General features: G+C 58.5%; 26 protein-coding genes and 1 pseudogene. 16 read left to right on the top strand and 11 right to left on the bottom strand.

Translation table 11 applies throughout. The annotated features are described in order from the left end of the window. Positions 1-6: 6 nt before the first annotated feature. The 5 genes from ACIPF8_RS06050 (at position 7) to tal (ending at position 5,618) form a co-directional block, all read left to right on the top strand. Entirely contained in the window at positions 7-999 is a 993-nt protein-coding gene (locus ACIPF8_RS06050; RefSeq protein ID WP_061535202.1) for an ABC transporter permease subunit, read from the top strand. A gap of 126 nt (positions 1,000-1,125) precedes the next feature. Continuing rightward, the gene (locus ACIPF8_RS06045; RefSeq protein WP_400419448.1) at positions 1,126-2,019 is read left to right on the top strand and encodes an ABC transporter substrate-binding protein; all 894 of its coding nucleotides are present in this window, start codon (positions 1,126-1,128) and stop codon (positions 2,017-2,019) included. Between the two features lie 82 nt (positions 2,020-2,101). After that, a complete protein-coding gene (locus tag ACIPF8_RS06040) occupies positions 2,102-3,091 on the top strand; it encodes a LacI family DNA-binding transcriptional regulator (RefSeq protein ID WP_400419445.1) in 990 nt (329 codons plus the stop codon). Between the two features lie 36 nt (positions 3,092-3,127). Beyond that, a complete protein-coding gene (gene xylB, locus ACIPF8_RS06035) occupies positions 3,128-4,600 on the top strand; it encodes a xylulokinase (protein WP_400419442.1) in 1,473 nt (490 codons plus the stop codon). 61 nt (positions 4,601-4,661) lie between these two features. Next, complete coding sequence (gene tal, locus ACIPF8_RS06030; protein ID WP_400418323.1) at positions 4,662-5,618, top strand: transaldolase; 957 nt, start codon at positions 4,662-4,664, stop codon at positions 5,616-5,618. A gap of 18 nt (positions 5,619-5,636) precedes the next feature. Here the strand turns inward: tal and ACIPF8_RS06025 are convergent, their stop codons facing one another. Together ACIPF8_RS06025 and ACIPF8_RS06020 are read right to left on the bottom strand one after the other, a co-directional pair. Continuing rightward, the gene (locus tag ACIPF8_RS06025) at positions 5,637-6,938 is read right to left on the bottom strand and encodes a hypothetical protein (protein WP_400418320.1); all 1,302 of its coding nucleotides are present in this window, start codon (positions 6,936-6,938) and stop codon (positions 5,637-5,639) included. Beyond that, a pseudogene (locus ACIPF8_RS06020) lies at positions 6,935-7,822 on the bottom strand (ABC transporter ATP-binding protein); the annotation flags it as partial. The pseudogene ACIPF8_RS06020 and the gene ACIPF8_RS06025, both read right to left, overlap by 4 nt. Before the next feature lie 281 nt (positions 7,823-8,103). Here ACIPF8_RS06020 and ACIPF8_RS06015 point away from each other — a divergent pair. The 3 genes from ACIPF8_RS06015 (at position 8,104) to ACIPF8_RS06005 (ending at position 9,915) form a co-directional block, all read left to right on the top strand. After that, positions 8,104-8,679, top strand: a complete 576-nt coding sequence (locus ACIPF8_RS06015; RefSeq protein WP_400418317.1) for a hypothetical protein — start codon at positions 8,104-8,106, stop codon at positions 8,677-8,679. 196 nt (positions 8,680-8,875) lie between these two features. Beyond that, entirely contained in the window at positions 8,876-9,400 is a 525-nt protein-coding gene (locus ACIPF8_RS06010) for a hypothetical protein (RefSeq protein WP_400418314.1), read from the top strand. Beyond that, positions 9,400-9,915 carry a hypothetical protein gene (locus ACIPF8_RS06005; protein WP_400418311.1) on the top strand — a complete coding sequence of 172 codons (516 nt, stop codon included), beginning with the start codon at positions 9,400-9,402 and terminating at the stop codon, positions 9,913-9,915. Before ACIPF8_RS06010 ends, ACIPF8_RS06005 begins: the two co-directional genes overlap by 1 nt. Before the next feature lie 40 nt (positions 9,916-9,955). Here ACIPF8_RS06005 and ACIPF8_RS06000 read toward each other — a convergent pair whose 3' ends face one another. Continuing rightward, positions 9,956-10,444 carry an AmiS/UreI family transporter gene (locus ACIPF8_RS06000; RefSeq protein ID WP_061532814.1) on the bottom strand — a complete coding sequence of 163 codons (489 nt, stop codon included), beginning with the start codon at positions 10,442-10,444 and terminating at the stop codon, positions 9,956-9,958. Between the two features lie 296 nt (positions 10,445-10,740). Between ACIPF8_RS06000 and ACIPF8_RS05995 the strand changes: the two genes are divergently transcribed. Further along, on the top strand, positions 10,741-11,271 hold the full coding sequence (locus ACIPF8_RS05995) for a hypothetical protein (protein WP_400418307.1): 531 nt from the start codon (positions 10,741-10,743) through the stop codon (positions 11,269-11,271). A 74-nt stretch (positions 11,272-11,345) separates the two neighbouring features. Then, positions 11,346-12,155 (top strand): hypothetical protein, encoded by an 810-nt coding sequence (locus ACIPF8_RS05990; RefSeq protein WP_400418305.1) that lies wholly within the window; start codon positions 11,346-11,348, stop codon positions 12,153-12,155. 39 nt (positions 12,156-12,194) lie between these two features. Here the strand turns inward: ACIPF8_RS05990 and ACIPF8_RS05985 are convergent, their stop codons facing one another. Both ACIPF8_RS05985 and ACIPF8_RS05980 read right to left on the bottom strand, forming a co-directional pair. Beyond that, positions 12,195-12,956 (bottom strand): ABC transporter permease, encoded by a 762-nt coding sequence (locus tag ACIPF8_RS05985; protein ID WP_400418303.1) that lies wholly within the window; start codon positions 12,954-12,956, stop codon positions 12,195-12,197. Further along, entirely contained in the window at positions 12,953-13,879 is a 927-nt protein-coding gene (locus tag ACIPF8_RS05980) for an ABC transporter ATP-binding protein (protein ID WP_400418301.1), read from the bottom strand. The genes ACIPF8_RS05985 and ACIPF8_RS05980 overlap by 4 nt, the downstream gene beginning before the upstream one ends. 112 nt (positions 13,880-13,991) lie before the next feature. Between ACIPF8_RS05980 and ACIPF8_RS05975 the strand changes: the two genes are divergently transcribed. Both ACIPF8_RS05975 and ACIPF8_RS05970 read left to right on the top strand, forming a co-directional pair. Next, entirely contained in the window at positions 13,992-14,489 is a 498-nt protein-coding gene (locus ACIPF8_RS05975) for an SRPBCC family protein (protein WP_400418299.1), read from the top strand. 50 nt (positions 14,490-14,539) lie between these two features. Next, a complete protein-coding gene (locus ACIPF8_RS05970; RefSeq protein WP_400418297.1) occupies positions 14,540-15,121 on the top strand; it encodes a GNAT family N-acetyltransferase in 582 nt (193 codons plus the stop codon). Here the strand turns inward: ACIPF8_RS05970 and gstA are convergent. After that, positions 15,118-15,726 (bottom strand): glutathione transferase GstA, encoded by a 609-nt coding sequence (gstA, locus tag ACIPF8_RS05965; RefSeq protein WP_400418294.1) that lies wholly within the window; start codon positions 15,724-15,726, stop codon positions 15,118-15,120. The genes ACIPF8_RS05970 and gstA overlap by 4 nt on opposite strands. A 107-nt stretch (positions 15,727-15,833) precedes the next feature. On the opposite strand from gstA, the gene ACIPF8_RS05960 reads away from it, so the two are divergent. From ACIPF8_RS05960 to ACIPF8_RS05945, 4 genes are all read left to right on the top strand, one after another. Next, positions 15,834-16,151: a winged helix-turn-helix transcriptional regulator gene (locus tag ACIPF8_RS05960; RefSeq protein WP_400418291.1), complete on the top strand. Its 318-nt coding sequence runs from the start codon at positions 15,834-15,836 to the stop codon at positions 16,149-16,151. A gap of 156 nt (positions 16,152-16,307) precedes the next feature. After that, positions 16,308-16,613, top strand: coding sequence for an NIPSNAP family protein (locus ACIPF8_RS05955; protein WP_400418289.1), 306 nt, complete (start codon positions 16,308-16,310; stop codon positions 16,611-16,613). Positions 16,614-16,621: 8 nt separating this feature from the next. After that, complete coding sequence (locus ACIPF8_RS05950; RefSeq protein ID WP_400418286.1) at positions 16,622-18,496, top strand: DUF885 domain-containing protein; 1,875 nt, start codon at positions 16,622-16,624, stop codon at positions 18,494-18,496. A 93-nt stretch (positions 18,497-18,589) separates the two neighbouring features. After that, positions 18,590-19,078, top strand: coding sequence for a GNAT family N-acetyltransferase (locus ACIPF8_RS05945; RefSeq protein WP_400418283.1), 489 nt, complete (start codon positions 18,590-18,592; stop codon positions 19,076-19,078). Positions 19,079-19,087: 9 nt separating this feature from the next. On the opposite strand, the gene ACIPF8_RS05940 is transcribed toward ACIPF8_RS05945, so the two are convergent. The 5 genes from ACIPF8_RS05940 to ACIPF8_RS05920 all read right to left on the bottom strand — a co-directional run bounded on the left by ACIPF8_RS05940 (position 19,088) and on the right by ACIPF8_RS05920 (position 22,197). Beyond that, positions 19,088-19,486 carry a PPC domain-containing DNA-binding protein gene (locus tag ACIPF8_RS05940; protein WP_400418281.1) on the bottom strand — a complete coding sequence of 133 codons (399 nt, stop codon included), beginning with the start codon at positions 19,484-19,486 and terminating at the stop codon, positions 19,088-19,090. A 38-nt stretch (positions 19,487-19,524) separates the two neighbouring features. Beyond that, entirely contained in the window at positions 19,525-20,166 is a 642-nt protein-coding gene (locus ACIPF8_RS05935) for a LysE family translocator (protein WP_400418278.1), read from the bottom strand. Positions 20,167-20,254: 88 nt separating this feature from the next. Next, positions 20,255-20,878, bottom strand: coding sequence for a glutathione S-transferase family protein (locus ACIPF8_RS05930; RefSeq protein ID WP_400418275.1), 624 nt, complete (start codon positions 20,876-20,878; stop codon positions 20,255-20,257). A gap of 80 nt (positions 20,879-20,958) precedes the next feature. Continuing rightward, the gene (locus ACIPF8_RS05925) at positions 20,959-21,804 is read right to left on the bottom strand and encodes a PhzF family phenazine biosynthesis protein (RefSeq protein WP_400418274.1); all 846 of its coding nucleotides are present in this window, start codon (positions 21,802-21,804) and stop codon (positions 20,959-20,961) included. Between the two features lie 9 nt (positions 21,805-21,813). Next, positions 21,814-22,197 (bottom strand): cupin domain-containing protein, encoded by a 384-nt coding sequence (locus tag ACIPF8_RS05920; RefSeq protein WP_400418271.1) that lies wholly within the window; start codon positions 22,195-22,197, stop codon positions 21,814-21,816.

The raw sequence follows: 22,197 nt of genomic DNA, 5'->3' as shown, positions 1-22,197 counted from the left end.
ATCATCATGAACCTTTCCGTACAAGGCGGCAGTGCCGCAACGGCGGTCGGCAATCCGGAAAAATTGCGCAACCTGATGCGCACAGTCGGCATGCTGCCGGTATTGCTGTTGCTGATACTCGGCTTCAGTTTGCTGAGCCAGAATTTCTTTACGTTGCAGAACCTGTCGATCGTGACCCAGCAAGCGTCGGTGAATATCGTGCTGGCGGCCGGCATGACCTTCGTCATCCTGACTGCCGGCATTGACCTGTCGGTCGGCGCGATCCTGGCGGCGTCGGCCGTGGTGGCGATGCTTGCTTCAATGTCGCCGCAGTACGGCATGCTGGGCATTGCCGCCGGGCTCGGCTTCGGCTTGCTGCTGGGGCTGGTGAATGGCGTGCTGATTGCCTTCATGCGGCTGCCGCCGTTCATCGTCACGCTCGGCGCGTTGACCGCAATGCGCGGCCTGGCGCGGCTGCTGGCGGACGATAAGACTGTCTTCAATCCTGAATTGCCGTTTGCTTTCATCGGCAACGATTCGATATTGGGTGTGCCGTGGCTGGTCATCATCGCCCTGCTGGTGGTGGCGCTGGCCTGGTTCATCCTGCGCCGCACGGTGATCGGCGTGCAGATTTATGCAGTGGGCGGCAACGCTGAAGCGGCGCGTCTGTCCGGCATCAAGGTCTGGAAAGTGCTGCTGTTCGTGTATGCGGTGTCGGGACTGCTGGCCGGTCTTGGCGCGGTGATGACGGCGTCGCGCTTGTCGGCGGCCAACGGTTTGCAACTGGGCCAATCCTACGAACTCGATGCGATTGCTGCGGTGATCCTTGGTGGCACCAGTTTTACCGGCGGTGTCGGTTCGATTGTCGGCACCCTGATCGGGGCGCTGATTATCGCCGTGCTGACTAACGGCCTGGTGTTGCTGGGCGTGTCCGATATCTGGCAATACATCATCAAGGGCATCGTCATCATTGGCGCGGTGGCGCTGGATCGCTATCGGCAATCGGGCGCACGTACCTGACCTAACGGATGGACACCGGGCGCGGCAAGCTGGTCGTGGCGCCCGGATTTTGATATGACCGGCAACAGGAGATCAAGCATGATGAAAAAATTCGTTTTAGCTGCAGTACTGCCGTTGACGCTGGCCATGAGCATGTCGGGAACCGTGCAGGCGCGGGAATTGAAATCGGTCGGCATCACTGTCGGCTCACTCGGCAATCCCTACTTTGTGACCCTGGCCAACGGCGCCAAGGCCAAAGCATTGCAAATCAATCCAAACGTCAAGGTGACGGCAGTGTCGGCCGATTACGACCTGAGCAAGCAATTCACGCAGATCGACAATTTCATTTCGGCGGGGGTTGATTTGATCCTGCTGAACGCCACCGATCCGGTCGCCATTGAGCCGGCTATCAAGAAGGCGCAGAAGGCAGGTATCGTGGTGGTGGCGGTTGACGTCGGCGCCAAAGGCGTGGACGCTACGGTGCAGACGGATAACGAACAGGCCGGTCGCCTGGCTTGCAAATTCCTGGTCGATAAACTTGGCGGCAAGGGCAATGTGATTATCCAGAACGGTCCGCAAGTGACCGCGGTGATCGATCGCGTCAAGGGTTGCAAGACTGTGTTTGCCGCTGCGCCAGGCATCAAGCTGCTGTCCGACGATCAGGACGGCAAAGGCTCGCGCGAAGGCGGCTTGAATGCGATGCAGGGTTACCTGACGCGCTTCCCGAAAATCGACGGCTTGTTCACCATCAACGATCCGCAGGCAATCGGCAGCGATCTCGCGGCCAAGCAACTCAAGCGCAGCGGCATCATCATCACGTCGGTCGACGGCGCACCGGATATCGAGGCGGCGCTGAAGTCGGGCACGTCGATCCAGGCGTCCGCTAGCCAGGATCCATGGGCGCAGGCGCAGGATGCGGTTGCCATCGGCTATGACATCCTGAACGGCAAGCGTCCGGCAAAATCTGTGGTTCTGCTGGCGCCGGTGCTGATTACTCACGATAATGTCGCTACCTATAAAGGTTGGTCGACTCAGCGCTAACGGGTCTCCGAAACCTTGGGCGGTTGTTTAACGGCAATCGCCCTATGCAAAAAAAACAGAGGAGAGAACACAATTGGCCACAATGGACGATGTCGCAAGAATTGCGCAGGTTTCCACCTCGACGGTATCGCATGTCTTGAACGGAACGCGCAAGGTGCGGCCGGCGACCGTACGTGCGGTGGAGGCGGCGATCCAGGCGACCGGCTACATTCCGAACACACTGGCGCGCTCGCTGGCGCGTTCGACGTCGAACACTATCGGCGTTGCGATCTCGGCCTTGTCCAATCACTATTTCAGTGAAACCGTGCACGCCATCGAAACCGAATGCGCCAGGCACGGCATCATGATGTTGTATGTCGACACGCGCGACGATCCCGAACAGGAACTACGTGCGGTCAAAGCCTTGCATCACCGCCGGGTCGACGGCATTTTGCTGGCGCCGTCCCCCGATCCGCAGCATCTGGCGCTGGAGTATTTGCGCGCCAACCAGATTCCGGCAGTGCTGGTCGACCGCTTGATGCCGCAGGGCTTCGATCAGGTCGGCGTGGAAAACAAGCAATCGTCGCAGGAGTTGGTGCGGCATCTGATCCAGCATGGCCACAAACGCATCGCCTTTATTTCCGGCCGCGCCGGCCTGACTACCACCGACGAGCGGATTGCCGGCTATCGGGCGGCGCTGGATGCGGCCGGCTTACCGTTTGATGAAGAGCTGCTGGTTTGCGGCGAATCCAGCAGCGAGCCGGCGCGCCTGGCGACCCGCAAGCTGCTGACGCTAGCCGCGCCGCCGACGGCGATCATGGCCGCCAACAACCTGATGACGATTGGCGCCATGCACGCGTTGCGCGACGCCAAGGTCGATGTGCCGGAACAGATTGCGCTGGTCGGTTTTGATGATTTCGACTGGGCCGATTTCTTTGTGCCGCGCCTGACCGTGATGGCGCAGCCGGTCAAGGAGTTGGGCATGCGCGCGGTCAAGTTACTGATGAAACGAATAGAAGCGCCGGACGGCAAGAAGCAGACGGTACGGCTGGCGCCGACTTTGCGCGTCCGCAATTCATGCGGCTGTCTGTGACGCCAATCCTGATGATGGAGATATATGCATAGTCCGATTGCACTCGGGATCGATCTCGGCACTTCGGAGCTGAAGGCGGTGTTACTGGATCAGAGCGGTGTGGTGCTGGCGCATACCGGGGTCCGGCTGACGATTTCGCGGCCGCAGCCCGGCTGGTCCGAACAGGACCCGGAAGACTGGTGGCAGGCTTGCGCCGCTGGATTGCAGCAACTCAGAGCAGCCAATCCGGATGCCTATGCCAGGGTTCGCTGCATCGGTTTATCCGGTCAGATGCATGGTGCAGTTTTGCTGGACGAGAGCGACCGCGTGTTGCGTTCGGCGATTCTGTGGGACGACTCGCGCGCGATGGTGGAGGCGGAGCAATTGGGCCGCGATCATCCCGATTTCGCCGAAGCCACCGGCAGCTTGCCGATGGCTGGCCTGACCGCACCCAAGCTGCTTTGGCTGCAGCGTCATGAGCCACAAACGTTCAACCGAATTTCCTGTGTACTGTCGCCCAAAGATTATCTGCGGCTGCGCCTGAGCGGCGAGCGTATCACCGATGTCTCGGATGCCGCCGGTACGCTCTGGCTGGATGTACGCCGACGCGCGTGGTTCGAGCCGATGGTCAACGCCACCGGATTGGCCTTGCGGCAGTTGCCGCCGCTGGTGGAAGGTTCTGCCGCATCGGCAGGTTTGACTGCTGTGGCGGCAACCCAGTTGGGTTTGAGCGCCGGGCTGGTGGTGGCTGGCGGTGGCGGCGACAACCCGGTGTCGGCGGTCGGCATCGGCGCGATCGATGCCGGCCAGGCCTTCGTCACGCTCGGCACCAGTGCGGCACTGGTCGCGATTACCGATCACGCGGCAGGCAATCCGCCCAGCGCGGTGCATACTTTCTGCCACGCGCTGCCGCAGCGCTGGTACACGATGGGCGCGATGCTGTCCGGCGCCAGTTGCCTGCGCTGGGTGACCAATCTGTTGGGCAAGCCCAATGAACAGGCATTGCTGCAACTGGTGCAAGAAACGCTGCCGATCGCGCAAGTCTTGCCGGCAACAACGCCATTGTTCCTGCCATACCTGGCCGGTGAGCGCACTCCGCATAACGATCCGCTGGTGCGCGGCGGCTTCATGCAACTAGGGCACGATACGGTGCCGGCGATGCTTGGCTATGCAGTGCTGGAAGGGGTTGGTTTCGGCCTGCTGGATGCGATGCATGCGGTGCAGTCGGCCGGTGCTGCGGTGAGCAGTTGCGCACTGGTCGGCGGCGGCGCGCGCAGCGATTATTGGGCGCAGTTGTTGGCCAACATACTGGACCGCGAAATCCATACCCTGTCAGGTAGCGAACTCAGCGCCTGCATTGGCGCCGCCAAGCTGGGATTCCTGGCAATCGGCGGTGGCCAGGATTTGCTTGCCGCCGGCATGCCTATCAAAGCCCGCTTCACACCTGTGCCCACACAACAGCCGGTATTGCAGGCGCGTTATCAACAATTCCGCGGCTTGTTCGCGGCGGCGCAAGCCTTGCATGATTGACTCGAACGGTTGAACCGATTCGGATTTTTTAAACTCGATTTTTCCAAACCAGGAATACACAATGAACCAGCTGGAGCAACTCAAGCAATTCACTACCGTAGTAGCCGATACCGGCAACTTCAAGCAACTGGCGCAATTCAAGCCGCGTGATGCCACCACCAATCCGTCCCTGATCCTGAAAGCGGTGCAGCAGGTGGAATACGCGCCGCTGTTGGCTGAAACCGTTGCCGCCCATGCCGCCGATGGCCTGGAGCTGATTGTCGATCAGGTGCTGGTGCGCTTTGGCCTGGAAATCCTGAAAGTGGTGCCGGGCCGCGTCTCGACCGAAGTCGACGCCCGTCTCAGTTTCGACACCGCCGCCACGGTGGCCCGCGCGCGCCGCATCATGGCTTTGTATGAAGCGGCCGGCATCGGTCGCGAGCGGGTGTTGATCAAGATCGCATCAACCTGGGAAGGCATCCAGGCCGCGGCAATCCTCGAACGCGAAGGTATCCGTTGCAATCTGACCTTGCTGTTTGCGTTCTGCCAGGCGGTCGCCTGCGGCGCCGCCAAAGTGCGCCTGATCTCGCCGTTCGTCGGCCGCATTTACGATTGGTACAAGAAATCCGCTGGCAGCGCCTGGGATGAATCAGCGAACACGCTGTCGAACGATCCTGGCGTCAAATCGGTGGCGCAGATTTACAGCTACTACAAGCAACATGGCATCGAGACCGAAGTGATGGGCGCCAGCTTCCGCAATGTCGGCCAGATTGCGGCGCTGGCCGGGTGCGACCTGCTGACCATCAGTCCGGAATTGCTGGCGCAGTTGCAGGCTGGGGAGGGCGCGTTGCCGCGCATGCTGGGTAAGGACGCGCCTGGCGTTGACATGCCCGCAATCAGTTACGACGAGGCAGGCTTCCGCTACGCGTTGAACGACGATGCGATGGCGACTGAGAAGCTGGCGGAAGGAATCCGTGGCTTTGCCGCCGATGCGATCAAGCTCGACAAGATCATCGAAGGTTTGATCGCCGCCGCATAGCTTGCTGGCGAGGCGTGTTTACTCAGCGCGCAACGCCTGCCGACGCCAGATCCACCCAAGTAGCGCCAGCGCCAGCACGGCGTGTAGCGCCGCAATTGCGATCATGATCCAGCCGCTGTCGGCGTACAGCGGCATGAACAATGCGGCGAGTTCGCGCATTCCCATTGTCTTGCATAGGAATGGAAGCAAACCGTTGATCACCGCCAGGTACAGGATGGTGGTGGCGCCAACCCGCTTGCTGTTGCCGGAAAAGGCGAAAAACAGATAAACGCAGGCGTCGCGCAACAGCATCAGTGCAATCGTCACGGCCAGGAACGACGTGTCGATGATTGCTCGCGGCAGTTTGAATGGCAGCGCGTCGCTGCCGCTGAACGCCAGCAGCAGCGCAAAACAGAAACTCAGCAGCAACGTGGTCGGCCAGATCGGCAGGTTATGGAACAGGCCGTTCCAGTTGCCAGCGCGTGCACGGGCCACTACCCGCTGCCAAAGCGCGATGTTGTTTTCTTCGGAGAACAGCGCCGCATAAGTCATGCCCGTGGCGAATAGCAAGCCGATCCACAGCAAGCCGCCGCCCCCGGTGAAACCGGCGAAGTAGCCGGCCAGCAGGCAGCAGCCGAGTGGCCAGGCCCACGGAATGGCGGTGATCTGCAATGCGCTGCCCATGGTGCGCCAGGCGGCGAATACGGCGATGACGGCGAAGAATACGGTGCTGGCCAGCAGGAAGGAACTGTAGGCGTAGGAACTGCCCCACCACAATATGGAAGCATCGGCGTTGGCGCGGAATGGCGGCGCGAACATCACGGCGATCAGGACCACCGCCCAGGCGATGCCGCCACGCTGTACTGCACGGATGTCACTGCGCATCAGGTGCAGGTTCAGCGCAATCGTCGCCGCATGCATCAGGATGCCCAACGCTACCAGCGTCAGGGCCGCGCTCAGCATCAGTTCACGCTCGCGGATCATCGCGAAAACCGCAAACGCGACCAGGCAAATAATGCCGCCGTACCAGTTAAAAGCGGTGGCGCCGAACAGTTTGCCCCAGGTCATGGTCCATGGATCGAGCGCGCTCATGCGCTGCTGGTCCCAGGTCTTGTCGCGGATTTCATCGATTACCGCATTGCTGGCATTGCGCGTGCCCCACAGGCAGACAATGCCGCCGAACAGCATCAGGGCGATGCTGTCGATCGAGATGCCGCCCGGGAAACTGTTATCGGCAACCTTCAAAGTCAGGAATATCAGCCCCAGGATCGCCGGCATGGCGATCAGCCGGTGCAGGGAAAATTGCAGCCACAGGTTGCGTTTGAATTCAGGATTGATCATGTTGCACTCCCGCCGTTGGCCGGCATGTTTTGTTGTCCGTTTTCATAGGTGGCGACCGAGCGCAGATAGGATTGCTGCAAATTCTCTTTCTGGTCGGACAAGCTGGCAACTGCCAGGCCGTTGCTGATCAGGCGCGCCAGCAGCGCCGCCTGCGCATGTTGATCGCCGCTGAACAGGAAATCCGCAGCGCGTTCGTCGCCGCCCTCAATCTGCACCGTCGGTTCGGCCGCCAGTTGCGCATGCAATCCAGCGTTGGCTTGCGCCAGCACGATCCGCAGTGACTTGCGCGCCGTCGACTGATTGCCGTCATGGTTCAGCGAGCGATATTCCAGCACCTTGCCGTCGCGCAGCGCCAGCATGTGGGTCGAATATTCATCCAGCTCGGCCAGGATGTGCGACGACACCAGCAACGTCATGCCGCTGGCCTGCAACTGCCGGAACAGGCCGGCCAGGCTGCTGCGCGCTTCTGGATCGAGACCGGAAGCCGGTTCGTCCAGCAGCAGTACTTTAGGTGAATGGATGATGGCCTGGCCGATGGCAACGCGCTGGCGCAAGCCGCGCGACAGTTTGTCGCAGGTTTGCTGCAATCGATCAGTCAGCGCCAGTTGCTGCGCCGTGGTCTGGATCGCCTGTGGAATTGCCGCTGCCGGGAGGCCTTGCGCCGCCGCCGCATATTCCAGGCATTGGGCCACGGTCAGGGCCTGATACAAACCATAGAAATCGGACAGGTAGCCCATCAGCCGATGCGCTTCGCGCGGCCGTTCCAGCACATCCATGCCGGCCACGCTGATGGCGCCGGCGAGCGGAGTTTCGAGGCCGGCGATGCAACGCATCAGTGTGGTCTTGCCAGCGCCGTTGGAGCCGACCAGCGCCGTGACGCTGCCTTGCTCAACCTGTAGGCTGACCTGATGCAAGGCGCGGTGGCCGGGGTAGTCAAAGGTAAGTCCTGAGATTTTTATCATGGGATATGGGCAGTCGGTTGGCCCGCACAAGGGCACGATAGCAATAAGTTGCCAATAATATAGCAGGCCGCCGGCAATTGGCGAGAACCTTGCGCCCGGCAACAGCGTGTATCAATGCGGCGCCAGCTGTTACCAAATGATTCGATTGCATCGGCCATGCGGCAACTCCGGTTAAATATGGCGTTTTAGATATGGAGAATGCTATGCAACGTTCAAAGCTCGCTGTGACCTTGATATCGTCGGCGCTGGCCGGCTTGTTCAGCCTGGGGTTGGCAGCCAGTGCGCTGGCGACGCCGGTGATGGATTTTCGAGCCGAGGACGTGCTGGGTGCCGCTGACGGCTTGAAGGACGATTTGCATCTGAATCCCAATCAGCAAACCTTGTGGGGGCAATTGGCGGCCAAGACCAAGGTAATCGTCAAGGAGCGCGAACGGCGCCAGCAAGACCTGCAGGCCAACATGCGCAGCGGCCTCAACAATCCGAATATCGATCTGCGCCAGTTGTCGACCGCGATCGATGCTGAGTCAGGCTTGTCGGCCCAGGATGGCCGTCAGCTGCGCGAGTTGTGGTTGACCATGAACGATGCGCTGGATGATCAGCAACGGCAAGCGGTACGACTGTATCTGGCAGACCGCCTGCAACGCGCCAACGATGTCGCTTGCGAGCGCAATTCGGACACCGTCAAGCCGGCCGGCAAGAGCCACGGCGGCGGCCGTGGTATGGGAGGAGGCATGGGTGGAGGTTCTGGTGGCATGGGCGGCGGTAGCAACGGTATGTAAGTCGGCAAGGCGTGAATGATCGCCACTGTCCGGCCAGCATTTTCCTCGGTGGAAATGATTTAACAAAAGTTTGCAATTTATTATTTATTGCCGAAGTTGAAACTGATTTTTCTCATCTAGAATGTTTGCAGCCGCTGCGGCCGGTGTCTCTCCGTACACCGCCGACGCGATCGAAGCTTTCATTTTGGAATGGTAGATGCAGTTAAAACAGATTAGCGGTTTGCTGGTGTTGTGCGGCGTAGTTGGTTTGAGCGGCTGTAGTTCGGTCGTCACGGAAGGCAGTTCCGCTGCGGCCGGCGTGGCCGGTACGGCACTCGCCGGCAAGGTGACCAACAACGCCGCAGTGGCCACCGGCATTGGCCTTGGCGTGCAGGCTGCGGCGCGTGCCGGCGTGCAGTATGAACAGCGCAAGATACACGGCGAGGAGCAGGATGCAATTGCCAGCGCAGCCGGCGGCCTGACTGTTGGCGCGGTCGCCAACTGGGAAATCAGGCATTCGCTGCCGCTCGAGGACAATGAGCGAGGCCGGGTCACGGTCAGTCGCATCATCAGCAGCCAAGGTATGAGCTGCAAGGAAATCGTGTTCTCGGTCGATGGTTTGGTCGGTCAGGCCGGCAAGCCGACCAGTGAGTTTTACGTCGCCACCATTTGCCAATCCGGCGCGAACTGGAAATGGGCTTCGGCCGAACCGGCGACCGAGCGCTGGGGAGCGTTGCAGTGATGCGGCGTGGTCGTTTCATACGCCGTGCCGCTGCCGGCGGCTTATTGATTGTCGCTGCGCTGGCTTTGAGCGGTTGCAACAGTATCGGCGGCTTCGCCGGCGCGGCGGCGGGTGTTGCCAGTGGCGCGGTCACTTCCAATCCGGCAGTCGGCTACGCTATCGGCATCGGTGTACAAGCTGCCACCGACGCCACCACCAAATACATTTTCCGCAATTGGCAGAAAGCCGAGCAGGACGAAATCGCCGCCATCATCGGCAATCTCGAAGTAGGGCAGTCGCGGCGCTGGGCTATCGTGCATCAGATTGCGTATGGCAACGAACACGGCGAAGTGCGCGTGACGCGCACGATCGATACGCCGCTGGCTTTATGCAAGGAAGCAATCATGTCGGTCGATACCGGCGAGGGCGCGCAGTTGAAGCGTGCTTGGTACGTCACTAGCGCTTGCCGGAGCGATGATGTCTGGAAGTGGGCCGCTGCGGAACCGGCGGTGGAACGATGGGGCAGTCTCCAGTAATTGACTTTGCAGCGCGTCTTGCAACAGGCTGCAATCTCTATTACCAACGATCGGCCAACATTAAAAAGCCGGGAATCCAGCAGGATGCAACGCCGATGATGACGGTGATGATGCCTAGCGACCGAATGTTTTTCTGAAGAGCCAAGGCCAGGAAAAACAGGAACCAGAGTAGTCCCCATGCCAGCCACATCACGGTCGAGCGCATGTCTTGCGCCATGGCCATCCAGGCCATCGGCAGCGTATTGATGGCGACAAACAGGCAATACCAGCCCAGGCCTTTTCCGCTCATGCCTTTCCATTGCACCACCGCCAGATACAGGTAGGTGAAGGCAAACAGCAAACCGGCGGCAACACTGAGATAGCCGGCGTTATCAACGCTGCGGATGATGCCCAGCAGGCTGATGAACAGCGCCAGCATGCCGATCAAAAAATTGAAGACGGCGTTTTCGCGCGCCTCTATCCGGCCGGTCAATCCAACGCCATTGACAACCAGCACCGCGCCGATGAAAAGTAAAGCTATGCCCAACATGATGTAATTCCTTCTGCAAGACCGTCATGATTCTTGTCGGATTTTTCGAACTTGCGGCAAGGTACGCGATTCCTGCGCGCGCGGGTTCGCCGGAATCGTATAAGGCCAATATGTATATTTGTCTTGAAATTGATCACCACATAGGCCTAATGCCCTGAGCGACGGAGCGTAGCGACTCAGGCATTCGCCGTATGTTCAAGGAACTTACTTCCTTGACGCCTGCCGAATACCGCCAGGCCTTTGCAACACTTATGGCATGATGGCAACCGTTTGATGTGACGACAGAGTTATTGTTTATGATATTTCAAAGATATATCGCGGGAAGAACGCATCTACTGGCTTGTGCGGCGGCGTTGTTTGTCTGCGGCTGCGGGGAGAAGGCGGCTGAGACTGCGCCGACGAGCGATGAAAAGAGATTTCGTTCGACCGTGGTTTTGCCTACGCCGGTAGCGTCCGGTGAGGTGAGGGTTGTCTATTCGGACGCGCAGCGTAAAAGTGCAAAGTCGCAAGCGGCCGGCTTGTTGAAGGAAATGAGAAGGGCCGAACGGCTCTCGCACGATTTGCAGATCATGCACAACAAGACCCGGTACTATCGCGAATTCAACAACCCGCTGGAAAATTTGTTGCGGGATTGGCCGGGTGCGCACAACAAGGATCAACCTTTGTTTGCTGAACTGGAGGATTGCGCAACTGCCGGTCATAAAATTCTGGCCGTCGGTAAAGGCATTAAAAGGCACGAGTTTCAGAAGAAACATCTGACTCGTGAGCGCAATGCCTATTTGGAATTGATGGAGAAATGCGAGCGGGCAATCGCCAGCTTCCAGTAAAATTCGGCTTGCCGTGTGGCGTAAAGCGATCACCCTGCGTACACTAGCTGCGATTCCCTTATTTCTCCTGAACCATGACCATCACTGTCAACCCAGATCTCCGTGCCTATATTGATCCGCTAACTGAAGATGAATTCGCTGCATTGGAACGCAGCCTGCTGTCTGAAGGTTGTCGCGATGCGCTGGTGCTGTGGGGCGATTTGCTGGTGGACGGACACAACCGCTACGGCATCTGCCAGAAACACGGCATCCCGTTCAATACCACACAGAACAAAACCTTCCAGTCCATGGATGACGTGCATTTGTGGATGATAGATAACCACCTCGGACGACGCAGCGTTTCGGATTTCCAGCGTGGCGTGCTAGCGTTGCGCAAGAAGGAGATCGTATCGGCGCGGGCATCGCAGGTGCAAGCCCAGCAGTCGTCCGCTGAATCGGCGGAGAGCGCTGTTTCAGCACCATCAGAGAGCGAGCCACCGTGGACGCGGGAAGCGGTTGCGCGCGCTGCGCGCGTGAGTAGCGCAACCTTGGGGCAAATCGAAAAAATCCAGAAGACTGCGGCGCCCGAACTGGTGAGTGCAGTTAAGTCGGGCGTCATTTCCATCAATGCCGCCGCGGCGGTCGCTACCTTGCCGAGCGAGGAGCAGGTTGCAGCTGTCGCCGGCGGCAAGAAGGAACTGCGCCAGGCCGCAAGACAGGTGCGTGAGGCGCGTTTGCCGCCCAAGCCTGAACTGGAGCCGCCGCCGAGCGACGCTACGCCTGAGCAGGTGGAGATTCATCGTTTGATGCAATTACTCGCCGAACTTACCGACGAGCGTGATCAGTTGAAAAAGAAGGTGCAGCATCTGACCATTGCACTAGCTGAGGCGCGCGGCGCGAAATAAATCAGGCCACGCGCCGATGATCGTGCCGGCGCGAAAAAATTAATATTTCAGCTTGTACCCGGTCTTGAAAATCCAGGCCACGATGGCCAGGAAGGCAACCAGGAAAACCAGCGTCATCGTCAGGCTGATGGTGATGCTGACATCGGCATTGCCGTAGAAGCTCCAGCGGAATCCGCTGATCAGGTAGACCACCGGGTTGAACAGGCTGATCGTGTGCCAGACCGGCGGCAGCATCTTGATCGAATAAAAACTGCCGCCCAGGAAGGTCAGCGGCGTGATGATCAGCAGCGGCACCAGTTGCAGCTTTTCGAAGCTGTCGGCCCAGATGCCGATGATGAAGCCGAACAGGCTGAAGGTCACCGCGGTCAGCACCAGGAACAGGATCATCCACAGTGGATGCTGCACCTGCAATGGCACAAACAAGCCTGCCGTGGCCAGGATGATCAGGCCAAGGATGATCGATTTGGTGGCGGCGGCGCCGACATAGCTGACCACAATTTCGCGATACGAAACCGGCGCCGACAGCAGTTCATAAATGGTGCCGGTGAATTTCGGGAAATAGATGCCGAAAGAGGCATTCGAGACGCTTTGCGTCAACAGCGACAGCATCACCAGCCCAGGCACGATAAAGGCGCCGTAGCTGATGCCGTCGATTTGCGAGATGCGCGAACCGATTGCCGCGCCGAACACGACGAAATACAGCGAAGTAGAAATCACCGGGGCGACGATGCTTTGCAAGACGGTGCGTCCGGCGCGCGCCATTTCAAAGCGGTACATGGCGCGGATTGCGTGGAAATTCATTGTTCGTCCTTTATCAGGTTGACGAAAATATTTTCAAGGGAGCTCTGCGTGGTCTGGATATCCTTGAATGCGATACCCCCTTCGCTCAGTGCGTTGAGCAGCGAAATGATGGTGACGCGTTCGCCGTCGTTTTCGTAGGTGTAGATCAGCTGGCTGCCGTCGCTCGACAAGCTCAGGTTGTAGGCTGCAAGTTCGGGTGGAATGCTGTCGAGCGGCCGTTCCAGTTGCAGCGTCAGCAGCTTCTTGCCGAGTTTGCGCATCAGTTCGCTCTTGTCCTCAATCAGGATGATCTCGCCCTTGTTGATCACGCCGATGCGGTCGGCCATTTCTTCGGCTTCATCGATGTAGTGAGTGGTCAGGATGATGGTCACGCCGCTCTCGCGCAGCGAGCGCACCAGTTGCCACATGTCGTGCCGCAGATTCACATCGACGCCGGCGGTGGGTTCATCTAGAAACAGGATCTGTGGCTCGTGCGACAAGGCCTTGGCAATCAGCACGCGGCGCTTCATGCCGCCGGACAGGGTGATGAGCTTGTTGTCCTTCTTGTCCCATAGTGACAGGTCCTTGAGCACTTTTTCGATATGGGCCGGATTGGCCGGTTTGCCGAACAGCCCGCGACTGAAGGATACCGTCGCCCACACCGTTTCGAATGCATCAGTGGTCAGTTCCTGCGGCACCAGTCCAATCAGGGAGCGCGCCGCGCGGAAATCCTTGACAATGTCGTGGCCGTCGACGAGGACTGTGCCCTCGGACAGGTTGAGAATGCCGCAGATGCAGCTGATGAGCGTCGTTTTGCCGGCGCCATTCGGCCCCAGCAACGCCAGGATTTCGCCGCGGCGGATGTCCAGGTCAACGTTTGTAAGCGCCTGGTAGCCGGAGGCGTAGTTCTTGGAAAGATTTGCTACCGTTATGATATTTGGCATGAACTGATCGATCATGGTGAAAGCGAATGACGCATCTGCTGCGCGATGGCAGGATACGGCTCGTGATGCGATTGCAGGTGGTCCAGATGCTGGCCGATTTGCCTGAATTGGCATGATCTTAGCGCATCTGCGGCAGAACGTAATTTCCCATGTTAAATTCACGTTCTGCGGCATATGTCGCGTCAGCTTAAAAGAGGGAATCATGTGGACTCATGAGGACAGCATCGAGACGACGGCTACCCCGGCACAAATCTGGGCGTTGTTTTCCAACGTTCCAGGCTGGAAAAAATGGAATCGCGGTATCGAGGACATTCAGATCCATGGCGACTTCGCGAATGGCACGACATTCACCATGCAGATTCCCGGAGATATCTCATTCACCAGCACATTGATCGACGTCAGGAGCAACGAGGGCTTTACTGATGAAACCGACATAGACGGAACGCGCGTGCTGGTGCATCACAAGATTGTGCCATTGGCTTCGGGGCGCACAAAAGTCATCTACAGCACGGAAATTACCGGCCCCGCTGCTGCCGAATTGGGCCCGATGGTTACGGCGGATTTTCCGGATGTGCTTGGCGCCTTGAAAAAAATCGCAGAAAACCCGTAACGTTGGTAGTCGTCCGCTCGCCGGTTTTTTGTTGAAGCCCTGATACGTATATGGAAACACTAGTTGGTCAAAGAATAAGGCTGCGTCCGCTGCTGGCCACGGATGCACCGGCCTTGGTTGCTGCCGCCTCCGATGGTGAGCTCTGGAACTTGCCTTTTACGGTGGTGCCGTCGTCAGAAACGGTGCAAAGCTACATCCGCACGGCGTTGGACGGCCAAGCTGCCGGAACCGTCATGCCATTTGTGACCGAGATTCTGGAAACCGGCCAGGTGATAGGTTCTACTCGCTTCTGGAAGATCGATCGGCAGCATCGCAAGCTCGAAATTGGTAGCACCTGGATCGCCGCTACATGGCAAGGAACCTATGTCAATACCGAAGCCAAATTCCTGATGCTGTGCTACGCATTTGAGGTGCTCAACTGCGTGCGGGTGCAGTTCACCACGGATGAAATCAACGAAAAATCCCGGCGCGCCATACTCCGGCTTGGCGCAAAGCAGGAGGGGATTGTCCGTCATGAAAGAATCATGCCGGACGGCCGTAAAAGAAATTCCGTGCGCTTCAGTATTATCGACGACGAGTGGCCGGATGTTCGCAAAAGCCTGGAGCAGAAGCTTCTGAGTACACGACCTTAGGCATGTGCAATTTCCGCCGCAATCGCCGACTGCACTGCGGCGCGTGATCCTATGCGCTCCATGTAGCGGACGATGGCCGGCCATCGCTCAAGATCGATTCCAAAGAATTTGTTCCAACGCATGACGGTGAACAGGTAGGCATCAGCCACGCCGAATTGCTCGCCAAGCAGAAAATCGTTTGCCTCCAGCGTCGTCGCGATCTGATCGAAGCGTTTGTACAGCTTGTCTTTGAATATCGCCTTCACTTGATCTGGAATTGCCGAGTTGAATAGCGGGCTGAGACCCGCGTGGATTTCACTGGTGATGAAGTTGAGCCATTCCTGCAAGCGCACGCGCTCCCAACTACCGTTCGCCGGGGCCAGTCCGGCCTCGGGTTTCAGGTCTGCCAGATACTGCACAATCGCTGGACCTTCGGTCAGCACTTCGCCGTTATCGATTTGCAGCGCCGCCACATAGCCTTTGGGATTGATCGCCAAAAAATCGTCGCCGCCGGCGGTCTTCTTGGTTTTGTTATCGACGCGAATCAATTCAAACGGCAGCGCCAGTTCGCGCAACACAATGTGGGGCGACAGAGAGCAGGTCTCCGGAGCGAAATATAACTTCATGCATACCTCCTGGTTATCTGGAGGACGCATTATCTCGACGCTGGTTACTTTTGTATAGAAGGAAAACTTATGTTATATAGGTACATAAAATATACCTAAGTGATCCGATGAAGAAAAACGTGTCCGGTTGTTCTGTAGAGGAAGCCATGCGCCTGCTCGGCGGCCGCTGGCGCATGCTGCTGGTTTCTTTCCTGCTGGATGGCCCTAAACGTTTCAATCACCTGCGGCGCGACGTGCCCAATATTTCCCAGCGAATGCTGACGCTGGAACTGCGCGCGCTGGAAGAGGCCGGACTGGTGCTGCGCACGGTGTATCCGGAAGTGCCGGTCAGGGTTGAGTATTGCCTGACCGAAGATGGCCAGCGCTTGCGAAAGATCGTCATGGTGCTACAGGAGTTTGGTTTATGGCTGAAAGGGCGGGAGTAAACGACGCCCGCCTGACCGATCCGAAATGCTTTTTTTGCGAACCAATCGGCATTGCCTCATAGTCGCGAGAGCGGCAAGTAAGTTTGTTTTTTGTATGGCATCATGTGGCGATTATTTTTCTATCGTACTAGTTGAATTTTGCCGACAAGGATGTCCATGGTTACTTGCTACCTGCGCTATATCATCGATCCGTACAAGCTCAAAGAATTTGAACACTACGGAAAAATCTGGATTCCGCTGGTCGAGAAATTCGGCGGTATCCATCATGGATACTTTCTGCCGTCGGAAGGAATCAACAACGTGGCGCTGGCGATGTTTACATTTCCATCGCTCGCTTCGTATGAAGCGTACCGGGAAAAATCGCTGCTTGACCCTGAGTGCCAGGCCGCATTCAAGTATGCCGAGGAAACCCGATGCATCGTCAGTTATGAACGCAGCTTCTTCCGTCCAATCTTCAAATAATCAATTCCATGAACGATATGCCGCAAAGCTTTTCCCGTCGTGACATTCTGCTGACCGCGTTATCTGGCGCGGCTGTCTCCCTGCTGCCAGGCATCGCCAGCGCGCAGCTTATGGAAAAGCCGTCAGCAGATGCAGAGGCACGGTTTTCAACCATGCTGGCCGATTTTTCAGAAGAAATCTTGCGCCTGTCGCCGATAACCGCAACCTCGCTGGGGCTCGATTCCGGGGCGCGTTCTGCACTCAAGTCGCGCCTGCAGGATGATTCACCTGCCGGTGACGCCGAATGGGCCAACCAGGTCAAATCGATGCTGGTTCGGATGGGAACCGTGGACCGTAAACAACTCAGCCCGGATGCGCAAATCCGTTACGACAGCGTGCGTTACGCGGCGACAGAGGGCGTGAATGGCCTGCGCTTTTCCTACGGCGGTGCAGCCAGTGGTTTCAATGGTGGCACCAGCCCATTCCCGGTGACGCAACAGGACGGTGCACTGACCTTTGTTCCTGAGTTTCTGGATTCTCAGCACAAGATCGCCAACGCCGCCGATGCGGAAGCTTACCTTGAGCGCGTGAAGGCCATGGCGCGCCTGATGGACCAGCAAAGCGCACGCATTGCCGAGCAGGCCGGGAAAGGCATCATGCCACCCGATTTCATTGCACACACGGCACTCGGCCAGTTGCGCGACTACCGCAAGACATCGGCAGCGGCGCAGAAGCTGGTTACTTCGATCAGTGTGCGCACCAAGGAACTGGGCATTCCGGGCAATTGGCAAGGGCGCGCGACGGATCTGGTGGAAACGATGATCTATCCAGCGCTCGACCGCCAGATCTCGACCTTTGCCAAAGCTACCGCCAAGGCCACTGACGTCGCCGGCGTGCATCGCTTGCCGGATGGCGCCGCGTATTACGAATGGGCATTGCAGCTGGGAACGACGACCACCCGCAGCGCCAGTGAAATCCACGCGATCGGCCTGGAGCAGAACAAGATGCTGCAGGCACGCATCGATGTCATCCTGAAGGCGCAAGGGCTCACGCAAGGCACAGTGGGCGAGCGCCTGCTGGCGCTGTCAAAAGATCCCAAACGCTACTATGCCGATAACGATCAGGGGCGCGAGCAACTGATCGCCTATTGCAATGAACGCGTCGCCGCGGTCAGGGCGTTGATGCCGAGGATTTCGCACCTCGACTTGAAGGCGCCGCTGGTGATCAAGCGCGTGCCGCCCGATATCGAAGCCGGCGCGCCGCTCGGTTACATGAACTTCCCCGCGCTGGACGGTTCGCGGCCGGCGATTTATTACATCAACCTGAAATCAACCACCTTGTGGCCGAAGGCCGAGATTGCGACGCTGACCGCGCACGAAGGCATTCCGGGTCACACCTGGCAGGGTGCGTATCTGGCGGAACATCATGCGGAGATACCGTTGATTACCTCAATGATGGGTTTCAACGCGTTTATCGAAGGCTGGGCACTCTACGCGGAACAACTGGTTGATGAGTTCGGCTTGTATGCCGATGATCCGTTCAGCCGGATCGGTTATCTGCAGGCACAGCAATTCCGTGCCTGCCGCCTGGTGGTTGACACCGGCTTGCATGCGATGAAATGGACACGCCAGCAGGCGATCCAGTTCATGATCGAAAACACTGGTCGCGGCGTTGCCGCCATGACCAGCGAAGTCGACCGTTACTGCGTATCGCCGGGACAAGCCTGTGGCTACAAGATCGGGCACAACGAAATGCTGCGTCAGCGCGAACGGGCAAAATTGGCGCTTGGAGGCAAATTCGACCTGGCAGGCTTCAACGACGCGCTGGTGAAAAGTGGCGGTGTACCGTTGACGGTGTTGCCGACTGTGATTGATCGATACATTGCAGGTGCGCGAACTGCATAGGACGCAGTGGCAGGCGCAGTGGCGCCTGCCACTGGCAAAAATCAGTGGTTCATCAGCGGGCCGCCGAAATATGTATTCACATAGAACATCAAGATGATGAACCTAGTGCGCTATCGCCTTGCTACGCCGGCGGACATTCTGACGCTCTGTGAATTGGGCCAGGAGTTGAACAGCCTGCATCATCAAATGCGTCCAGATATCTACGTCGCTGCAACCTCAGACTTTAAGCGCGATGCAGCGCATTGGCTTCCTAGCCTTGAGTCGGACAACCAGGCGGCTTATATCGCTGAAGAGGGGGCCACCGCTGTTGGTTTCGTCACCATGCACCTATCGCATCCCACGAGCCCTCTGCTCCAACCGCAGTGTGTCTGCCGCATCGGTTCCATTTGCGTCGTTCAGGAACAACGCGGGCGGGGAATAGGGCCGGCTCTGATGCGACTTGCCGAGTCGTGGGCAGCCGGGCGCGGCGCCAATGACGTTCGCTTGACCGTGTGGGCATTCAATGATGTGGCAATCGCTTTGTATAAGGAGCTGGGTTATGAGGTGCGCGCTTTTGAGATGGGCAAGCGCCAGAGCACGTGAGATCGGCTATTAAGATCGCGCTCGCACCACCAATTCGCTGAAGCCGGAAACCGCATCCGGCTCACGCGAAAAATGATGTTCCGGCAGTAGCGCCAGCAGTAACTCAGCCGTAGTGCGGACGATGCATCCGCGCGCCACATGCCCACCAGATACGCGGCCTTGGGCATCGGCCACGGAGATATGAAGATGTGCGCCATCCGGGGAGAGCGAACCGGCAAGTGTCAGGATTTCAATGTCGCCGCGCAGCTCGGTGGATTGTGCGGCGCCGGCAAACCGCAATTGTGCTACTGAGAGACTGCCTATGCCCTGCAGCATGAAGGCTGCGCTTACGCCATGTTCGACCAGCACGGACTCAAGAGAGGCGCGCAAGTCTTGTCCGGGAGTGAGGCGTAGAGCTAAGGTTTGCATGATCGCCGCAAGGATTTATCTGATCACCGCTCCAATAATTAAACCGACTGCCGCCGCAAGGTCAGCAGCAAGGTGCCAAAGCCGATGAAGGCCGTCCCAACCACGCGGCTGACCCATTTGGAAAATGATGGTTTCTGCAGAAGATTCCTGGCGCGCGAGGCGATCAGGGCGTAGCTCATGTGAGTGGTATAGGACACCGCCATGAAGATTCCCGTCAGGATCAGGAATTGCGGCAGCAGCGACGAGTGGGCGTTGACGAACTGCGGAAACAGCGCCGTGAAAAACAGGATGGCCTTGGGATTGGTTGCGGCTGTGAGGAACGCTTCCCGGTAGAGTTTTTTTGGCTGCGGCGCAATGCTGCTTTCTTTATCGTCGGCTTCGCTTACCAATACTGTTGAAGCGCCGAATAGCTGCCGCAGGCCGATATAGAACAGGTAAAGGGCGCCGACGATCTTGACCGCGCCAAACAGCAGGGCCGACGATTTCAGCAGTACGCCCAGGCCAAGTATCGCCGCCACCGACAAGCAAAACACGCCGCAAATATTGCCGAGGGCCGACCACATGACCGAACGCACGCCGAAACTGGCGCCATTGCGCAAGGTCAGCAGGATCGACGGTCCAGGGCTCATGATGGCGAGTGCCGCGAAGGCGGTGAAGGTGAGGAGTGTCTGCGTGTTCATCTGCTTGTGAAAATCCAAAAAGTGAAAGGTTGACCTGCAGCTCATTGCAGCTCATTGCCGCCATGAGCTGCACATGCATCTTGCGTCGTTACGGACTGCCGTTATTGCCGTGCAGGAGATAACCTTTGCGCTGGCTCAAGCGTTCAAAGTAGGCGCTCACCGCCGGTAACTCAGGGCGTTGCAGCGGTGTGCCGAACCAGCGATTTACCGACAGTCCGATTGGTATGTCGGCCAGTGTGAACTCCGCACCGGCAACGTATGCGCCGGTCGATGCGAGTTGGCGGTCGAGGATTTGCATGTTCTTGCTCCAGCTTGCGCTGCCGGCCGCAATTTGCGCCGGGTCCTGGTGTGCCGGCGACTTCCTGACCAGGGCAGGGAATACATAGCTCCAGGAGCGGTTCAAGTCGGTGGCTTGCCAATCGATCCATTGATCGATACGGGCGCGCCGTTGCGGTTCGGCTGGATATAACCACTCGCCGCCGTAGCGCGCCACAAGGTAACGGATGATCGAATTGGATTCCCACAGCACGAAGTCGCCGTCCTGGATGACCGGCACCATGCCGTTCGGATTGAGGGCGAGGTACTCCGGCGTGTCGGTAGCCCGGAAGCCGGAGCCCCAGTCTTCGCGTTCGAAAGGAAGCTCCACTTCGGCACAGGTCCAAAGGACTTTGCGGACATTGATCGATGATGCCTTGCCAAGTATTTTCAACATCGGTTTTCCAGGAATTGAGGGGCCAGACAAACGACGGGCCAGACAAACTATACCGGTTGTGCGCAAAGTTTGCCGGACGGCTATTCGGTAATCGGCCTGACGCTACCCGAGAGGCGGATGGAGGCGCCGCGCTCTGGAGGAATTTGTGCATGCAGGAGGCAGCGGATGCCCATGTCCTCACCCTGGACGATATCGATGGCGCCGCCGTGCGGCCATTCGATGTCGCGCAGGTAACCGGCCAGCGCGGCAGTGGAAGCACCGGTGGCGGGATCTTCGTAGACGCCGCCGGAGGCAAACGGATTGCGGGTATGGAATAGTTGCGCTGTCTCGGCATACGCCAGCACGATGGTGGTCAAGCCGGCGCGCTGCATGAAGTTGCGCCCTTGGTCCAGTTCGTAGTGCATGGCGCGCAATGCTTCCCGGCTGCGCAAGGCCAGCGCCAGGTGGTCGACGCCGCCATGCGCGATGGCCGGTGGGATGCGCGGATCGAGGTCGTCGGCGCTATAGCCGAACAGCGCCAGCGCCTCGGCCACCAGTGCGGGATCGGCGGCTTTGCTACGGGTTGGCGGCGATTGCAGCGCGGCGTTGGTCAGTTTGCCTTGTTGCTGGCCTTCCACCGTGATGTGGGCGCCGCTCATATGCAGCGTGATGGCAAACACGCCGTCGCCGTATTGTTGGGCGAGTGCCGCGCCCAACGCAATCGTCGCGTGGCCGCAAAAGCCGATTTCGGATTCTGGCGAAAAATAGCGCACGTACCATCCACCCGGGATGGCGGCGGCGAACACGGTTTCGGAAAAGCCGACTTCCGCGGCCAACTGCTGCATTGCTGCCGCCTCCGGCAGGGTAGAACCGATCCAGACGCCGGCTGGATTGCCGCCCTGTTCGCCGTCGGAAAATGCGGCGAGTTTGATTACGTTGTCGGTCATCTGTTTGTCCTAAGCTAGTTGTTGTTCGATGCTTTTTGTGAAAGGAGTATCGAGCTCGCCGGTGTGCTTGGTGGTCACCGGTTCGATCAGCACAATCCAGCATTCGTCCTCGGCCACCGGGTTGTGCAGTACGCCGCGCGGCACCACATGGATGGAGCCTGCCGTCAGTTCAACCGCCGGCCGGTCCTGATATTCGATGCGCAACCGGCCGCGCAATACGTAGAACAATTCGTCTTCGGCGGCATGGCTGTGCCAGGTGAAATTGCCAAGCAGCTTGGCCACCTTGACATACTGGTCGTTGACCTGCGCCACCACTTTGGGCGACCAATGCTCGGTGACGCTTTCACAGGCAACCAGCAAGTCGACGGCTGGCATTGTGGTGGGATTGATCAT

The organism is Collimonas sp. NPDC087041, assembly GCF_044745265.1.
Classification (GTDB): Bacteria; Pseudomonadota; Gammaproteobacteria; order Burkholderiales; family Burkholderiaceae_D; genus Collimonas.
This window is presented reverse-complemented; position numbering and strand designations above follow the sequence as displayed.

What these genes read in the sequence shown, in the direction of transcription:
- ACIPF8_RS06050 (WP_061535202.1), top strand. Translation starts at nt 7, where the DNA reads ATGAACCTTTCCGTACAAGGCGGCAGTGCCGCAACGGCGGTCGGCAAT.
- ACIPF8_RS06045 (WP_400419448.1), top strand. Translation starts at nt 1,126, where the DNA reads ATGAGCATGTCGGGAACCGTGCAGGCGCGGGAATTGAAATCGGTCGGC.
- ACIPF8_RS06040 (WP_400419445.1), top strand. Translation starts at nt 2,102, where the DNA reads ATGGACGATGTCGCAAGAATTGCGCAGGTTTCCACCTCGACGGTATCG.
- tal (WP_400418323.1), top strand. Translation starts at nt 4,662, where the DNA reads ATGAACCAGCTGGAGCAACTCAAGCAATTCACTACCGTAGTAGCCGAT.
- ACIPF8_RS06025 (WP_400418320.1), bottom strand. Translation starts at nt 6,938, where the DNA reads ATGATCAATCCTGAATTCAAACGCAACCTGTGGCTGCAATTTTCCCTG.
- ACIPF8_RS06015 (WP_400418317.1), top strand. Translation starts at nt 8,104, where the DNA reads ATGCAACGTTCAAAGCTCGCTGTGACCTTGATATCGTCGGCGCTGGCC.
- ACIPF8_RS06010 (WP_400418314.1), top strand. Translation starts at nt 8,876, where the DNA reads ATGCAGTTAAAACAGATTAGCGGTTTGCTGGTGTTGTGCGGCGTAGTT.
- ACIPF8_RS06005 (WP_400418311.1), top strand. Translation starts at nt 9,400, where the DNA reads ATGCGGCGTGGTCGTTTCATACGCCGTGCCGCTGCCGGCGGCTTATTG.
- ACIPF8_RS06000 (WP_061532814.1), bottom strand. Translation starts at nt 10,444, where the DNA reads ATGTTGGGCATAGCTTTACTTTTCATCGGCGCGGTGCTGGTTGTCAAT.
- ACIPF8_RS05995 (WP_400418307.1), top strand. Translation starts at nt 10,741, where the DNA reads ATGATATTTCAAAGATATATCGCGGGAAGAACGCATCTACTGGCTTGT.
- ACIPF8_RS05990 (WP_400418305.1), top strand. Translation starts at nt 11,346, where the DNA reads ATGACCATCACTGTCAACCCAGATCTCCGTGCCTATATTGATCCGCTA.
- ACIPF8_RS05985 (WP_400418303.1), bottom strand. Translation starts at nt 12,956, where the DNA reads ATGAATTTCCACGCAATCCGCGCCATGTACCGCTTTGAAATGGCGCGC.
- ACIPF8_RS05980 (WP_400418301.1), bottom strand. Translation starts at nt 13,879, where the DNA reads ATGCCAAATATCATAACGGTAGCAAATCTTTCCAAGAACTACGCCTCC.
- ACIPF8_RS05975 (WP_400418299.1), top strand. Translation starts at nt 13,992, where the DNA reads ATGATCTTAGCGCATCTGCGGCAGAACGTAATTTCCCATGTTAAATTC.
- ACIPF8_RS05970 (WP_400418297.1), top strand. Translation starts at nt 14,540, where the DNA reads ATGGAAACACTAGTTGGTCAAAGAATAAGGCTGCGTCCGCTGCTGGCC.
- gstA (WP_400418294.1), bottom strand. Translation starts at nt 15,726, where the DNA reads ATGAAGTTATATTTCGCTCCGGAGACCTGCTCTCTGTCGCCCCACATT.
- ACIPF8_RS05960 (WP_400418291.1), top strand. Translation starts at nt 15,834, where the DNA reads ATGAAGAAAAACGTGTCCGGTTGTTCTGTAGAGGAAGCCATGCGCCTG.
- ACIPF8_RS05955 (WP_400418289.1), top strand. Translation starts at nt 16,308, where the DNA reads ATGGTTACTTGCTACCTGCGCTATATCATCGATCCGTACAAGCTCAAA.
- ACIPF8_RS05950 (WP_400418286.1), top strand. Translation starts at nt 16,622, where the DNA reads ATGAACGATATGCCGCAAAGCTTTTCCCGTCGTGACATTCTGCTGACC.
- ACIPF8_RS05945 (WP_400418283.1), top strand. Translation starts at nt 18,590, where the DNA reads ATGATGAACCTAGTGCGCTATCGCCTTGCTACGCCGGCGGACATTCTG.
- ACIPF8_RS05940 (WP_400418281.1), bottom strand. Translation starts at nt 19,486, where the DNA reads ATGCAAACCTTAGCTCTACGCCTCACTCCCGGACAAGACTTGCGCGCC.
- ACIPF8_RS05935 (WP_400418278.1), bottom strand. Translation starts at nt 20,166, where the DNA reads ATGAACACGCAGACACTCCTCACCTTCACCGCCTTCGCGGCACTCGCC.
- ACIPF8_RS05930 (WP_400418275.1), bottom strand. Translation starts at nt 20,878, where the DNA reads ATGTTGAAAATACTTGGCAAGGCATCATCGATCAATGTCCGCAAAGTC.
- ACIPF8_RS05925 (WP_400418274.1), bottom strand. Translation starts at nt 21,804, where the DNA reads ATGACCGACAACGTAATCAAACTCGCCGCATTTTCCGACGGCGAACAG.
- ACIPF8_RS05920 (WP_400418271.1), bottom strand. Translation starts at nt 22,197, where the DNA reads ATGATCAATCCCACCACAATGCCAGCCGTCGACTTGCTGGTTGCCTGT.